The sequence below is a fragment of the Anaerococcus sp. NML200537 genome (assembly GCF_026131715.1).
GTDB lineage: Bacteria > Bacillota > Clostridia > Tissierellales > Peptoniphilaceae > Anaerococcus > Anaerococcus kampingae.
Map to the genome: position 1 here is coordinate 54,873 of NZ_JAMXSL010000009.1, position 15,839 is coordinate 70,711.

The following is a 15,839-nucleotide window of genomic DNA, read 5'->3' on the forward strand; positions in this document are numbered from 1 at the left end:
TTACCTCATAAGCCTTATAGCCTTTGGTAAATAAGCTATTATGTCTCTAGCAATCAGGGAGTCTTGGCATAAATCTTCTGCTGCTAAATCTCCTGCTAGGGAATGAAGATAGACGCCAAGCTTTGCAGCATCAAAAGCTTCTAGTTTATGTAATATGCCGCTGATTATGCCAGTAAGGACATCTCCACTACCAGCTGTAGCCATGCCTGGGTTTCCTATTTCGTTTATATATAGTTTATTACCATCAGTTACAAGGGTATTTTCAGACTTAAGAACCAATATAACTTTATGTTCTTTGGCAAAGTTTTTTGCAATATTGACTCTGTCTTCATTTATTTTATTTATTGTTAGCCCAGTAAGTCTAGAAAATTCCTTTAAATGAGGAGTTAGTATAATATTTTTCTTATTCTTCAAAATACTCAAATCCTTGCTTAAGGCATTTAAACCATCTGCATCGATTATTATTTTCCCATTGAAATTATCTATCACTTCTGAAATTAATTTATTAAGAGACTCATCTCTTCCCATACCTGGGCCAATAGCAAGTACATCCTTATCTTCAAGTGAAGATAAGATTTGCTTAATTATGTTTTTATTATACTTTAATATATTAGAATCAATAGTTTTTATTATTTGCTCAACCGATTTTATCTCTAAGATATTAGAAATAGATTGTGGGACTAAAAGATAAACAAGTCCTGCTCCTGCTCTTAAACATGCAAGGGATGTAAGATAGCAAGACCCAGCCATTCCGGGAGATCCTCCTAAAATTGCTATTTTTCCATAGTCTCCCTTATGACTTTGGTGGGGTCTATTTGGTAATAAGTTCTTCATTTTATTATCTATAGATATCATATTTTCTTTTTTATAGCAGACTCCAATTGCATATTCACCGTCGTGTGATATCGATAAATCTGAATTAAGTTTATTGCCATCAAGGTATGCAATTGGATTATTATTGCTTACAATTTCTATTCTTTTTTTAATAATGTAGGACAATTTTAGGTCGTAAGCCTTGATAATTGCTTCTTTCAGAGCGAAAATACCTGCAAGGGTTTGGTAGGGATTTTTCTTGCTATAAGCATAGGTAATTTCATTTTCTGTAAAAACTTTCCTTAGGAAATTACTTCTACTTTTATTTTTTATTTTTTTTATTGAAAGAATATCTATCCCAATCATTAGTCCATAATCCTTTGGGAAGTTTTTAATATATCATTTGATACTGTAGCTTGATCAATATTTAATATCTTTCCATCTCTTGCTACTATGTTTCCATTTACAATAGTACATTTAATGTCTTTTTCATAGGTTGAATATATTAGAGATGACAAAATATTGTTTGTAGGTGTGTGATTTACATTAGATAAATCTATTAGTATTAGATCAGCTTCTTTACCCACTTTTATACTTCCAATTTTATCATCTAAGCCTAGGGCCTTTGCACCATTTATAGTTGCCATCTCCAGTATTTCTCTTGCTGTAACTATCCTAGATGAATATAGCTTTGATACTAGTGCCGCAAGCTCCATCTCTCTAAGGATAGAAAGTTTGTTGTTACTAGCGGATGAATCAGTACCTAGACATACATTTATCCCCTTATCAAGTAATCTAGATAAGTTCATGAATCCTGATTTTAATTTTAGATTGGAAGAAGGGTTGTGAACTACTGATACCTTGTTTTCTTTTATTATATCTAGGTCATTATCTGTTAGGTAAATGCCATGGGCTGCAATGGTTTTATGCTTAAATATCCCAGCTTTTTCAAAGACTTCAGTTGGTGTCATACCAAAGCGCTCTATACAATCCTCATTTTCTTTTTTAGTTTCTGATAGGTGGATGTGGATAGGCATCCTATACTTATAGGCTAGATCAGATATCTTTTTAAGGTAGTCAAGATTTGATGTGTAGATGGCGTGTGGCCCAAGTCCAATATCTATTAGATCATAATCTTTATATTTCTTATATAGGTATATATTTTCTTTTAACCTATAATCATCATCATCTGGTACAGATAAGCCTCTTGAGATCTGGGCCCTAAGTCCAATTTCCTTGCAAGCTTTGATAGTTGCTTCAGAGAAAAAGTACATGTCAGCAAAGGTTCCTATGCCATTATTAGCCATTTCAATTAGAGAAATCATTGATGCAAGATAGGTTTGTCTATTATCAAGCCTTTCTTCTAGTGGCCATATATAATCATTTAACCAGGTATAAAGGTCTACCTCTTCTCCATAATTTCTAAATAGACTCATTCCAACATGACTATGGCTGTTGATAAAGGCAGGCATAAGAACCATGTTACTTGCATCTATTGTTTGGTCGGCTTCATCGCTTATATTTTTTTCTATTTTTTTTATGTATTTACCTTCAATGAATAAGTCTGATGTAAATATATCAGCCCCATCCATTGGAAGTATTTTCGCATTTTTAATTAATATAGTCATTTGAAAAAAAGAAAGTGCTTTAACACTTTCTATTCTCCTATCTTTTCTTTTAGTAATTTGTTGATTTCTTGAGGATTACCCTTACCCTTGGTTTTTTTCATAGCTTGACCTACTAAAAATCCAAAGGCTCTATCTTTACCATTTTTGATATCTTCGATAGATTCTGGGTTTTCACTAAGAACCTCATCTACTATTTCTTCTAGGTATGAAGAATCAGATATCTGTAATAGATTTCTTTCTTGGGCAAGAACTTCAGGATCTTCATTAGAAAGGTAGATTTCACGCAACAATTTTTTTGCTACGTTGTTATTTATCTTATTGTCTTTAGCAAGATTTATTAATTTTGCAAAGTTTTCTACAGACAATTTCATTTGATCAGCAGTTTCTTCTGCCTCATTAAGTCTTCTTGAAAGTTCTGTTAATATCCAATTTGCACTGGTATTTGCATCTTTTACTAGTATGTTAGTTTCTTCAAATAATTTAGCTAAGTTTCTATCATGGCTTAGAAGGTTTGCATCATAGGCTGATAGACCATACTCAGCTATATATCTTTTTTCTTTATCTTTTGGAAGTTCAGGAAGATTTTTTGCTACATCGTTTATATATTCGTCTGATAAATAGATGTCAGGTATATCGCCATCAGCAGAAAATCTATAATCATTTCCTACTTCTTTATTTCTCATATGAATTGTTTCAAGCTTTATATCATCCCATCTTCTTGTTTCTTTATCACCAGTTTGATTATTTTCAAGAAGGTCTCTTTGTCTTTTTACTTCAAATTCTAGGGCGTTTTCTATAGCTTTAATTGAGTTGATATTTTTAATTTCTGCAATTTCTGTCCTAAGACCTGTATCTTCGTCTTTTAAGTTGACATTTACATCGACTCTCATTGAACCTTCAGCCATAATACAGTCACTTACCTTTAGGAATTTTAGGGTTGAAGCTAATGTTTCTACAAACTCTCTTGCTTCTTCTGGTGAAGAAATATCAGGGTCAGTCACTATTTCAATAAGAGGGACACCAGCCCTATTGTAATCCATTAAAACTGTATCATCATCATTGTGGTTAGATTTTCCAGTATCTTCTTCCATGTGGATTTCCCTAATATTTATATGCTTACCGCTAGCTAGTTCAAGATAGCCTTCATAAGCGTATGGCTTATCAAATTGTGTTAGCTGGTAACCCTTTACAAGGTCTGGGTAGAAATATTTCTTTCTATCTACTTTTTGATCATTTCTAATCTTACAATTAAAAGCAAGACCTGCCATTACAGCTAATTCTACAGCTCTTTCATTCATTGCTGGTAGGGTGCCTGGATGGCCAAGACATATTGGGCATACATTTGTATTTGGAATTGCTCCGAATTCATTTTTACAGGAGCAAAACATCTTTGTTTCAGTTGATAATTCAACGTGAATCTCAAGTCCTATTATTGTTTTAGTTTTCATTGATTCTCCTTAAAAATTCTTCGCTAGCATTTAGTAATTTTTTATCTTCATAACTATTAGCAATGAATTGACAAGCACCGGAGATACCTTTCCTTACTGGAAGGGATATACCACACATGCCTGCTAGATTAACTAATACGTTAAATCCGTCTGACCTAAAATCAGAAAGTGGGTCACTATAATCATCTTTTAAAAATGGTGGTAGATTTATTGTTGTTGGTGTAATTATTAGATCAAAGTCTTCAAATACACTCTCTAGCTCCTTTTTAATTAAGTTTCTTAATTTTAGACCTTGTCTATAAACTCTTTGATCATCATCAGCTGAGAGATACATGGTACCTAGTGCAATCCTTCTTTGAACCTCTTCTCCTAAGCCTTCTGACCTTGAATTTATAAATAATTCATCAACTGATGTATAAGTTTCACTTTGGTGGCCAAATCTTATTCCATCAAATCTTGACATGTTTGAAGAAACTTCTGAACTCATTACGACATTGTATACTTGGTTTGCATATTTAGAATATTTTAAACTTATTTCTGTAAGCTCAGCACCCATATTTTTAAGCATATCTAGACCAATCTTATAGTCATTTTTAACTTCTTCTTCTATTCCTTTATTTAAGAAATCACTGGTACTGATGTAGGCAATCTTCTTTCCCTCGAAATCATAATCTTCTCTACTGTAGTCATAATCATCTAACCTAACTGTCATGTCATTTTCATCAGGTCCAGCGATTATACTTGCTATATTTCTAAGGTCTTCGATGTTTTCTGCAAAAACAGATACTTGATCTAGGGTATTTGCCATTGATACTACACCATTTCTGCTTACCATACCATAGCTTGGTTTATAACCAAGAATATTACAATAGCTAGCAGGTCCTCTTACAGAGCCACCAGTATCTGTTCCAAGTGAAACTAAGACATCGCCCTTGCTTACTGCAGCCGCTGATCCTGATGATGATCCACCGGTTACTCTTTCTGGATCGATTGGATTTTTTACTGGACCAAAAACTGAGGTTTTACCTCTAGCTCCCATAGCAAATTCATCCATGTTTGTTTTTGCGATGATGATTGCATCTTCTTTGAGAAGATTTTCTATAACTTTTGCATCAAACATTGGTCTAAATCCTTTTAGCATATTGGAGGCACAGGTCATATCCATATTTTTATATGATATATTATCTTTAACTGCTACAGCTATACCAAAAAGCTTGCCAAGTTTTTCATTATTTGCTAATTTTTTATCTAGATATTCCGCTCTTTTGATAGAGTCTTCTTCATCAAAAGTTATATATGCATTTGTTGTATCATTTTTTATCTTTTCTAGGACTTTTTTAGTGTTTTCAACAACGCTAACCTTACCCTCTTTATAAGCTTCTATTGATTTTTGTATATCCATTATTGCTCCTATAATTTCCAGTCTAATCTAAAGTATCCGTATTCAGTATCTTTAGCATTTTCAAGTGCCTTTTCCCTATCAAGCGATTTTCTTGGCTCGTCTTTCCTAAAAACCGCCTTGTGTCTACTGATATATTCACACATATCTACATCTGTAGTATCTTCATCAAAGATTACCTCAATAAAATCTAAGACTTTATTGAATTTTTGAGCTATAAGCTCTTTATCAGAATTTTCTAGGCTTAGATTACTGAGGTTATATATCCTTTCTACTTCTTTTATATTCATTTTATTCTCCTTTTAATTCAGATAAGAATTTGTTTAGCTTCTCACCTTCATATATCTCGATTTCAAGCTCTAGGGCTTTTTTCTTTTTTGAACCAGCCTTGTCACCAGCAAGAACAACATCAGTATTTTTTGAAACAGAACCTTTTACACTAGCTCCATTTTTTTCTAAAAGTTCCTTAATATCTTCTCTATTAAATCCGTCAATACTTCCTGTGATAACAAAGCTTAAATCTTTAAGCTTATCAGATTTATCGTTTGTTTGTGGATTATTGATGCTAATTCCTTTTGCCAGCAACCTATCAATTGATGAAGTTATATTTTCATCTGAGAAAAACTCTACGATGTTTTCTGCGGTTATTTCACCTATATCTTCAACTTCTATAAGTTCACTAGCCTTGGCCAATCTTAATTTCTCAAAACTTCTAAACTTATTAGCTAAGTCTCGTGCTGTTCTCTCACCAACATTGGGTATACCAATTGCATAGATGAAGCTATTAAGATCACAATTTTTACTAGCTTCTATTGCTGTTAACAAGTTGTTAGTTTTCTTTGGCCCAAATCTATCTAGGTTTATTAAATCATCATACTTTAAATCATATATATCATCTATTTCATTAATGCCTAATTCTTCTATTAGCTGGCCAATTGTTTTTTCTGAAAGACCTTCTATATCCATTGCATTTCTTGATGCGAAATGCTCCATTCTAGCAAGTAGTTGTGGTTTGCAGGAAATGGAATTAGGACAAACTATGTGGACATTTCCTTGTATCAGTTCGCTGTGACAATAAGGACACTTAGTAGGTTTTTCTATTTCTGTAGTTCCTTCTTGGTTTTCATCTACCACGCCAAGTATTTCAGGGATAACGTCATTTGACCTTCTAATGAATACTTCAGAACCAATTTTTACCTTTTTTCTTAGGATATCATCATAGTTATTTAAAGTTGCTCTAGAAACTGTTACTCCAGAAAAATCTACAGGCTCAAGTATGGCAGATGGTGTGACCTTACCTGTCCTTCCTACATTCCAAACTACATCTAATAGTTTTGTTGTAAACTCTTCTGCTTCAAATTTATAAGCTATTGACCATCTTGGGAATTTATTTGTGTATCCAAGGGCTTCTTGAGTTTTTTTGTCATTAATTTTTATTACAACCCCATCAGTTAGGATATCTAATGTTTTTCTTTCCTTTTCTATTCTTTCAAGTTCTTCTATAATCTGATCAATGTTTTTGACTTTTTTATGATAAGGGTGTACATTTAGTTTCATTTCCCTTAAGAAATCTAGCATATCTTCTTCAGTTTTAAAATCTAAAGAATTTGTAGGCACTGCATAGAAAAATGCAGTCAATCTTCTTTTAGCAGTTTCGCTAGTATCTAGGTTTCTGATTGCGCCAGCAGCAGCATTTCTTGCATTTTTAAGTTGTAGAGAGTTTTCTTTATTATATCTTTCTAGCTCTGATAAAGGCATCAGAGCTTCTCCCTGTATTTCTATTAGGGACTCTTCCTTAATTCTTAGTGGAATTGATCTTATCGTCTCTACCTGGGCCTTAACTTCTTCACCTACAGAACCGTTTCCCCTTGTTGCTGCAGTCTGTAGTAGGCCATTTTCATAGGTTAAATTTATGGTTAGTCCATCAAATTTATATTCCATGATGAATTCTAGTTCAGCTAATTTAACTGAGTTTTCTCTTTCGTAATTTTCTTTAAGACGTTTACACCTATCTATCCAGTCCCTGAGTTGGTCATATGATTGGGCCTTATCTTGGCTTAAAAGTCTTGTAAGGTGGTAGTGCTTTTCAAACTTATCAAGAACTGCTCCTCCGACCCTATTTGTTGGTGAATCATCTGGTGTATAATCCAGTTCTTCTTGAAGACTTACAAGCCTATCATATAGCTTATCATATTCTCCATCAGATACTGAAGGCTTATCTAATGTATAATACCTATAGTCTAGTGTATTTATTTGCTCTATTAAATTTTCAAGTTCTTGTCTTTTATCCATATTTATACCTTTGTTATTGGTGCATAATCTTGGTTTAATTTCTTAAGGCCTTTCTTATCAAAAGCTATTACTAATTCATTGCCATCTTCGCTCTCTTTGATTTGAACGACCATTCCCTTTCCCCATTTGCTATGCATAACTGTATCTCCTACTTGATAGGTTGAATCATCCTTTTTGTAGGCCTTAGCCTTTAGGTTTAGGACAGATTGTCTAGCCTTTTCTCTCATATAATCTTCATTTAAAGATCTTTCGTAAGTTCTAGAGTTAAAGTCAATAAATTCCTTATTTGTTTGCTTTTTTATTTGATCATCTATTTCTTCTATAAATCTTGATGGCTTATAATATGTTACTTTACCATAATTTCTTCTTACTTGAGAGCTGGTTAGGTAAAGTTTTTCCTTTGCACGGGTGATTCCTACATAAAAGAGCCTTCTTTCTTCTTCTAGATTACCCTCATCTAAACTTCTTTTGCTAGGAAACAGTCCTTCATCTAGGCCAACTATAAATACTACTGGATATTCAAGACCCTTAGCCTGGTGCATTGTCATAAGAGATATTGAATTTTCTGAATCTTCGGTCTTATCTATATCAGATAAGAGAGAAAGATTTTCTAAATAATCTCTTAAATTATCATCTGGATTATTTTCTTGGTATTCAGCAGCAGATGATATAAATTCGTTTATATTATCGATCCTTGCCCTATCTTCTACTGCTATAGATTTTTCGAGATTTTTAAGATAGTTGGATTTTTCAAGGACTTCATTGATTAAATCGACAATCTTATATTTATCTACATTTTCAAAAATATCTTTAAGTGGTAGGTAGAACTTATCAGCTAATTTTCTATACCTATCAGTTAGAAGAAGTGAAAAATTAGGATCTATTATCAAATCAAGCATTGAAATTCCATGACTTCTGGCTATATTTTCAATATTTTCTACTGATTTAGCACCGATTCCTCTTTTTGGTTCATTTATAATTCTCTTTAGACTTATATCATCCTGGTGGTTGACTAATATATTTAAATAGGATATTAAGTCTTTAATTTCTTTTCTATCATAGAATTTTAAACCACCTATAACTTTGTAAGCCATTAAATTTTTCAAAAGAATTTCCTCAAAAGGTCTTGATTGAGCATTTGTCCTATAGAGAATTACTATATCATTTTCCTTATATCCCTCGGATATGAGGTCTTTAATTGTTTCAATTACAAATTGGCTTTCTTCACTTTCTACAGAGGTTTCTTTATAAATTACATCTGCTCCCTCATTTTGATCAGTCCAAAGATTCTTTTCTTTTCTCTCGAGGTTATTAACGATTAATTTATTTGCGGTATTTAAAATTTTTGAAGTAGACCTATAATTTTGCTCAAGTTTTATGGTTTTTGTTGCTGGAAAGTCTTTTTCAAAATTTAAGATATTTCTAATATCTGCTCCCCTAAATGAATAGATAGATTGGTCTGCATCTCCTACTGCAACAACGTTTTGATTTGCCCCTGCTATGAATTTTATTAGTTCATATTGAGAGTTGTTTGTATCTTGAAATTCATCTACAAATATATAATCAAATTTATTTTGGTAATAGGCAAGGGTTTCCTTATCTTTTGAAAATAAGTCCAAGACTTTTTCTATCAAATCATCAAAATCTAGCGCATTGTAATCAAATTTCTTTTTCTCATATTCTTTATAAATCTCAGCAATGGCATCTGCATCTTGCATATAGAAATTTAGCTTTAAGAACTCATCGGGTCCTATAGATTTATTTTTTGCATTTGATATTACATTTTGAGCAAGCCTGTAATTTATCTCATCTTTTAGGCCAAGGTCATTTATTATTTCTTTGATTAGGGTTCTCTGATCTGTAGTATCATATATTGTAAAATTACTAGAATATCCAATTTTTTCTATGTTCATCCTTAATATTCTAGCACAGATTGAGTGAAAGGTTCCTATCCATAAATAAGAAACATCCATATCTAGCAAATCAGCTATTCTTTCTTTCATTTCTCCAGCTGCCTTGTTGGTAAAGGTTATAGCTAAAATATGGCTAGGATTTATAGATTGCTCCTTGATTTTATAGGCTATACTTGTGGTTAAAACGGAGGTTTTTCCACTTCCAGCTCCTGCTAAGACTAATAAAGGGCCATCCTTATGTAAAACCGCTTCTTTTTGCCTATCATTTAACCTATCTAAGTTCATAAGACCTCACTTTCTCGACCTATATATTATACCACAAAAAAAGAGTAAGTAACTTACTCTTTTGATTCTTTAAGGTCTTTTTCAATTAGTTTTTCAAGAACTAAATCGTAACCACCTTCTCCATAGTTAAGTGATCTATTAACTCTAGAAATAGTAGCTGTAGAAGCGCCTGTTTCTTCTTCAATAACTGAATAGGTTTTTCTAATCTTTAATAATTTAGCCACATGTAATCTTTGTGAAATTGATTGAATTTCCCTTGCTGTACAGATGTCTGTAAAAAATTGATAGCATTCCTCAACATCTTTTAGCATTAAAATCGCTTCGAAAAGTTCATCTGCTTCTTTAGTTCTTAGTTTTGATTCTGACATCATAATTATTCTCCTTAAATATTTTTTCTATAATTTTTTTGCACAGGTTCTCGTTCCTAGCAAGAATTGGACCATGCAAATAAGTCCCTATGGTATTTTTATAAATAAAGCCTTCGCTATTATCTTCACCGTTATTACCGTTACCTTCCAAAACTTTTCCAAAAGCGTTTTGCTTGTCTGACAAAAATGTTCTACCGCCGTGATTTTCAAAACCTAGGCATATTTCATCAAAGCTTTCCACTTGTATTTTTATTTGGCCGGTAAACCTATTTTTAGAATCCTGATTGACTGTATAGTGATCGAAGATAGACAGACCATCTATTTTGTTTCCATAAGCGTCATAATAGTACTTGCCTAGCAGTTGATAACCACCGCAAATTGCTAAAAATAAGCCGTTATTTTCGATATATTTAACAATCTCATCTTTTTTCTTTATTAAATCATTTTTGACTATGGACTGTTCATAGTCCTGGCCACCACCAAAGAAAACAAAATCATAATCAGATTCTTTAAAATCATCACCTATAGAAACTATCTTCCTTTCTGTTTGTATACCCAACTTTTTAAGTTCATACTCAAAAGCCATTAAATTTCCTACATCGCCATAAGTATTCAATAGATTTCCATAAAGGTGGCATATTCTAAATTTTTCTATAAATCAAGCACCTCCCTTAGTCTTAGCATTGCTGTATATGTGGATAAAACATATATATCGCTAGTATTAATCTTATCGATTACATCATAAATCTCATTTTCATAATCAAATTCGACTATTGGTTGATCAATAAGCTCTGCTATTTCAAGCCTTCTTTTCATATCCTTTGACCTCATACCAGATACATATATTTTTTTGATATTAAGTTTTTTTAATTTCTCATAATTAGCATCATATATCCATGACACATCGAGTCCATCAGCATAATTATCATTGAGTAGACAAATTAAACTAATATCTTTATCTTCCAATAGCATAAGATCAATAACTTGATTGAGCCCTGTTGGATTTTTGACAAGGTTTATTATAAGATCCTTATCTTTGATTTTAATATTTTCTTGTCTACCAAATACATTCTTTTGTTTTTTTAGGCCTTCTTTTATCTTTTCTTGAGATACACCTAATTCTCTGGCTACAGATATAGCAGTAAGTGCGTTATAAATATTATATTTACCACCGACATTTACTTCATAATTGTAGCCATCAATAATAAATTCAGAATGATCCGGATTTTCCTCTGTTATTTTATCTATACGATACTTTATCTTTGGTGACTTAAAGTCACAATTAGGACACGAAAAGTTTCCCAAAGAAGAATAATTTACACTTTTATACTTTAATACTGAATGACAATGAGGACACAAAATTCCATCAGAGTTAAATTCTGCATCTAAAACATAAGCACCTTCTTCATTTTCTCTAATAGCATAATATACTGGATAAAATCTACTTAAAGAATCATAGGAAAATAAGGGGAGATCACCATTTGCTATAATTTTTGAATCAGGCATCAGGTCAATTCCTTCTATTATCTTATCTAGGATATTATAAATCTCACCAAACCTATCCATTTGATCTCTAAAGATATTTGTAAGAGCTATATAATCAGCTTTTAGATAATTACCTATTCTTACTAAGTTAGCCTCATCCACCTCTAGGACAGCAATACTTTCTTTATCACTAGGATTATCAAGCAGGGATGTTATTATGCCCTGAACCATATTTGAACCAGATTCATTTGTAAGAACAATAGGGTACTCCTCTTTTAGGATACTTACAAGAAAGTGAGTAGTCATTGTTTTGCCATTTGTTCCGGTTACAAATATGAATTTAGTATTTTTTGATAATTCTTTAAGAATATCTTTATCTAATTTATAAGCAATATAGCCTGGTAGGCTCGTTGCATTTCTATTTAGTAATCTTAATGAAGACCTTATCGATTTTGCTAATACTTTAACTAGTTTGCTTTTTAAACTCATAATACTATTAAACCTTATTATGCTAATTTTTCAAAGTTAATAAATTATTTCAAATTCACTTTCATTGGGCTTAATATCAACTACTTCTACAAATTTATTCTCAATTCTTGCAAAATTAATATTTTCTAATCCCTCAAAAAACTTATATAAAGTTATTTTATCTGCTTGGATAAAGACTTCAACACTCCCATCGTATAAATTTTTAACTGTACCAGTAATATTTAGTGAGTCTGCAAGCATCTTTACCTGAAATCTAAAGCCTACTCCCTGAACCCTACCTTTAAAAATAATGTGATATCTTTTCATATATACTCCTTATGCCTTATTATACTTGACAATAACTCATGTAAAAATATAATGATTATACACCCCCTAGGGGTGGTAAAGGAGGTTTAATGAAACAAAGATTTGATATAGAAGGTATGACTTGTTCTTCATGCCAAGCAGCTGTCAGCAAGGCTGTAAGCAAGCTTGGTGTTACAGAAGTAAACGTCAATCTAATAAATGAATCGATGACCGTTGATTATGATCCTAGCAAATTAAATGATGAAAAAATTATAAAGGCTGTTGTAGATGCTGGTTATAATGCTAGGGTTAAGGGGAATAATGAGTCAGTATCAAAGGATTTGCTTAAAGAATCAGAAGAAGATAATACTAAGTTTAGGCTTAAGGTATCCTTTTTCTTTATGATAATACTCATGTATGTAGCAATGGGACCTATGGTAAATCTTCCCCTACCGAGGTTTTTAGAAGGAACTAGTGGAGCGATAAATAACGCTTTTGTTCAATTTTTATTAACAATTCCAGTTATATTTGTTAATAGAAAGTTTTTTATTTCAGGTTTTAAATCACTAAAAAATGGAAGCCCGAACATGGATACCCTAGTTGCTTTAGGTTCTTCGTCAGCTCTTATGTATGGTATCTTCGTGATAATGAGAATGGCCCATGCAGCAGGTCTATCAGAATTTGATGTGATTGATCATTATAGACATAACCTGTATTTTGAATCATCAGCAATGATTCTTACCCTAATTACTCTTGGTAAATTTTTTGAAGCAAGAAGTAAGGGCGAGACAAAAGCATCTCTTAAGTCTCTTATGGACTTATCACCAGATAAGGCAAATATCATAAGGGATGGTAAGGAAATAACTATAGATACTGCTGATATAAAAAAAGGTGATGTGGTAGTTATTAGGCCTGGTAATAGGATTCCGGTAGATGGTGTAATTATTGAAGGAAGCTCTCTTGTTGATGAGGCAGCTATTACTGGCGAGTCAATACCAATAACTAAAGAGGTTGGTGATGAAGTTATTTCTGCTACTATTAACAAACAAGGTTCTTTTAAGTTTGAGGCTACTAGGGTCGGTGAAGATACTACCCTATCCCAAATCATAAATCTTGTAAATGAAGCCAATGAAACTAAGGCTCCAATCGCACAATTAGCAGATAAGATATCAGCAATATTTGTGCCAGCAGTAATTTTAATATCAATTCTTACCTTTATTGGTTGGTATTTTTATAGCAAAGACTTTGAATTTGCTTTAAATCTAATGATATCTGTACTTGTTATTTCTTGCCCTTGCGCACTAGGGCTTGCCACTCCAATGGCAATAATGGTTGCAACAGGTAAGAGTGCTCAAATAGGCTTATTATTTAAAAATGCAGAAAGTCTTGAAAACTTGCATAAGGTTGATACTATACTCCTTGATAAGACTGGAACAATCACAGAAGGAAAGCCTGTAGTAACAGATATAATGACAGATATGGACCAAAATGAATTTTTAAAGATAGCTTCTTCAATCGAGCACCTATCTGAACATCCTTTATCAGAAGCTATAATCAATAAAGCAAAAGAAAGAAATATAGAAAATATCCCTATTGATGACTTTACATCTTTTCCAGGTAAAGGTATTGCAGCAAAAATTGATGGTCAAACTTATTTTGCTGGTAATTTTAGGTTGATGGATGAAAATAATATTTCTACTGGAAAATATGAAACAATTCATAAAGATCTATCAAAAGAAGGTAAGACTTCTATGTATTTTTCTGATTCTGATAAGGTCCTAGGATTGATAGCTGTCCAAGATCAGGCAAAGGAATCATCTAAAATAGCAATTGACCTGCTAAAAAAAGATTCTTATAAGATAACTATGCTAACAGGTGATAATGAAAATACGGCTGAAGCTATAAGGGCAAAGCTAAATATAGATGAGAAATTTGCAGAAGTTTTGCCTCAAGATAAGGATAAAGTAGTTAAAAGACTACAAGCTGATGGCAAAAAAGTAGCTATGGTTGGAGATGGAATAAATGATGCCCCTGCCCTAGCTAGAGCTGATATCGGGATAGCAATAGGAAGCGGCGCTGATGTTGCTATAGATTCTGCAGATGTCATCCTAGTTAAAAATTCACTACTAGACATAGTCAAGGCCATAGAATTATCTAAGGCAACAATAAAAACTATAAAAGAAAATCTTTTTTGGGCTTTCTTTTATAATATATTATTAATACCTGTCGCAGCAGGTCTACTCTATCCAGGCTTAAATATAAGGCTTAATCCGATGTTCGCATCAGTTGCTATGAGTTTATCATCAGTATTTGTTTGTCTAAACTCTTTAAGGCTTAGAGGATTTAAGTCAAGTGCATCTGGATATGAAGAAAGTAAGAATGTCACTATCGAAGAAAATATTTTGGAGGATAAAATGAGTGAACTTAAAAAAGTAATCGTAAATGTTGATGGAATGAGCTGCAATAATTGTGCAAAACACGTTAATAAAGCTTTAAGTGAAATTGAAGGTGTTAAAGAAGTCGATGTAAAGCTTGAAAATAAACAAGCAGAAGTATCTTACGAAGGAAATATTGAAGAGGAAACCTTAAAGTCTGCAATCGATGAAGCAGGTTATGAATACAAAGGAATCGAATATAAGTAAATGCATGCTGATAAGAGCAAAACTATAAGAAAGCTTAAAACAGTTGGTGGGCAAATTGACGGTCTAATAAAAATGATTGAAGATGATAGGTACTGTGTAGATATATCCACCCAACTAATGGCTTCAATTTCTATTCTTAAAAATATCAATAAGGATGTCTTAAGAGGCCATCTAGAACATTGTGTTTATGATAGTCTTAAGCAAAATGATGAAGAATCAATAAAAGAAAAAATTGATGAAATAGAGAAAATTATTGATAAACTTAACAAGTTATAGTTTCAATATTTACTAGCTGGGTATCTTTATATTATAAAGATAAAGGAGATATATATGACAGAAAATAACATAAATCAACCATTTCAAGATGAAATTAGTGAATATACAGTATCAGATAAGGTTCTTGCAAAAATCACAAAGAAAGTTGTAGATAAGGTAGATGGAGTATTAGACCTTCAAGGAGGCCTATTAAACTCAATTACATCAAGTTTTACTAACAAGGAAGAAGAATCTACATCTGGAATCTCAATTAATCAAGAAGAAAGACAATGCATTGTTGAAGCTTCATTAATATTAGAGTATGGAAAAAAAGCAGCGCTAGTTTTTAAAGAAATAGACTCTTTAATCAAGCAAGAAATATATGAACTTACAGGTATAAAAGTCGCAGCTGTAAAAGTTGATATAGTAGATGTTTTAACTAAAGAAGAATTTGCTAAAAAAAATCAAGATAAAAAAGAAGAAAGATAAATATTGAACTAAAAAGGTGATGTTGCAGAATAGTTAAATCTATTCTGC

The 15,839-nt window shown here is 32.3% G+C and carries 14 protein-coding genes; 3 read left to right on the plus strand and 11 right to left on the minus strand.

Features of this window, described 5'->3' with window-relative positions:
- Genes NH288_RS03955 through NH288_RS04005 form a run of 11 tightly spaced genes read right to left on the minus strand, consistent with a single transcriptional unit; the run spans position 1 to position 12,426 of the window.
- Complete coding sequence (locus NH288_RS03955; RefSeq protein WP_265213249.1) at positions 1 to 1,179, minus strand: NAD(P)H-hydrate dehydratase; 1,179 nt, start codon at positions 1,177 to 1,179, stop codon at positions 1 to 3.
- Positions 1,179 to 2,441 carry an amidohydrolase gene (locus NH288_RS03960; protein ID WP_265213250.1) on the minus strand — a complete coding sequence of 421 codons (1,263 nt, stop codon included), beginning with the start codon at positions 2,439 to 2,441 and terminating at the stop codon, positions 1,179 to 1,181. Before NH288_RS03960 ends, NH288_RS03955 begins: the two co-directional genes overlap by 1 nt.
- A gap of 29 nt (positions 2,442 to 2,470) precedes the next feature.
- A complete protein-coding gene (gene gatB / locus NH288_RS03965) occupies positions 2,471 to 3,889 on the minus strand; it encodes an Asp-tRNA(Asn)/Glu-tRNA(Gln) amidotransferase subunit GatB (RefSeq protein WP_265213251.1) in 1,419 nt (472 codons plus the stop codon).
- Positions 3,879 to 5,291: an aspartyl/glutamyl-tRNA amidotransferase subunit A gene (locus NH288_RS03970; protein WP_265213253.1), complete on the minus strand. Its 1,413-nt coding sequence runs from the start codon at positions 5,289 to 5,291 to the stop codon at positions 3,879 to 3,881. Before NH288_RS03970 ends, gatB begins: the two co-directional genes overlap by 11 nt.
- Positions 5,292 to 5,299: 8 nt before the next feature.
- Positions 5,300 to 5,578 (minus strand): Asp-tRNA(Asn)/Glu-tRNA(Gln) amidotransferase subunit GatC, encoded by a 279-nt coding sequence (gene gatC / locus NH288_RS03975; RefSeq protein WP_265213255.1) that lies wholly within the window; start codon positions 5,576 to 5,578, stop codon positions 5,300 to 5,302.
- Between the two features lies 1 nt (position 5,579).
- Positions 5,580 to 7,580: an NAD-dependent DNA ligase LigA gene (gene ligA / locus NH288_RS03980; RefSeq protein ID WP_265213258.1), complete on the minus strand. Its 2,001-nt coding sequence runs from the start codon at positions 7,578 to 7,580 to the stop codon at positions 5,580 to 5,582.
- Positions 7,581 to 7,582: 2 nt separating this feature from the next.
- Positions 7,583 to 9,778 carry an ATP-dependent helicase gene (locus NH288_RS03985; protein WP_265213260.1) on the minus strand — a complete coding sequence of 732 codons (2,196 nt, stop codon included), beginning with the start codon at positions 9,776 to 9,778 and terminating at the stop codon, positions 7,583 to 7,585.
- Positions 9,779 to 9,831: 53 nt separating this feature from the next.
- On the minus strand, positions 9,832 to 10,146 hold the full coding sequence (locus NH288_RS03990) for a YerC/YecD family TrpR-related protein (protein WP_106461115.1): 315 nt from the start codon (positions 10,144 to 10,146) through the stop codon (positions 9,832 to 9,834).
- The gene (locus tag NH288_RS03995) at positions 10,121 to 10,786 is read right to left on the minus strand and encodes a type 1 glutamine amidotransferase (protein WP_199792176.1); all 666 of its coding nucleotides are present in this window, start codon (positions 10,784 to 10,786) and stop codon (positions 10,121 to 10,123) included. The genes NH288_RS03990 and NH288_RS03995 overlap by 26 nt, the downstream gene beginning before the upstream one ends.
- A gap of 11 nt (positions 10,787 to 10,797) precedes the next feature.
- Positions 10,798 to 12,120: a Mur ligase family protein gene (locus tag NH288_RS04000; protein ID WP_265213262.1), complete on the minus strand. Its 1,323-nt coding sequence runs from the start codon at positions 12,118 to 12,120 to the stop codon at positions 10,798 to 10,800.
- A 36-nt stretch (positions 12,121 to 12,156) separates the two neighbouring features.
- Positions 12,157 to 12,426 carry an acylphosphatase gene (locus tag NH288_RS04005; RefSeq protein WP_106460293.1) on the minus strand — a complete coding sequence of 90 codons (270 nt, stop codon included), beginning with the start codon at positions 12,424 to 12,426 and terminating at the stop codon, positions 12,157 to 12,159.
- 89 nt (positions 12,427 to 12,515) lie between these two features.
- Here NH288_RS04005 and NH288_RS04010 point away from each other — a divergent pair, with 89 nt between their 5' ends.
- Genes NH288_RS04010 through NH288_RS04020 form a run of 3 tightly spaced genes read left to right on the plus strand, consistent with a single transcriptional unit; the run spans position 12,516 to position 15,791 of the window.
- Positions 12,516 to 15,047 carry a heavy metal translocating P-type ATPase gene (locus tag NH288_RS04010; RefSeq protein ID WP_265213264.1) on the plus strand — a complete coding sequence of 844 codons (2,532 nt, stop codon included), beginning with the start codon at positions 12,516 to 12,518 and terminating at the stop codon, positions 15,045 to 15,047.
- A complete protein-coding gene (locus tag NH288_RS04015; protein ID WP_265213266.1) occupies positions 15,048 to 15,323 on the plus strand; it encodes a metal-sensing transcriptional repressor in 276 nt (91 codons plus the stop codon).
- A gap of 54 nt (positions 15,324 to 15,377) precedes the next feature.
- On the plus strand, positions 15,378 to 15,791 hold the full coding sequence (locus NH288_RS04020; protein ID WP_265213268.1) for an Asp23/Gls24 family envelope stress response protein: 414 nt from the start codon (positions 15,378 to 15,380) through the stop codon (positions 15,789 to 15,791).
- The last annotated feature ends 48 nt before the right edge of the window (positions 15,792 to 15,839 follow it).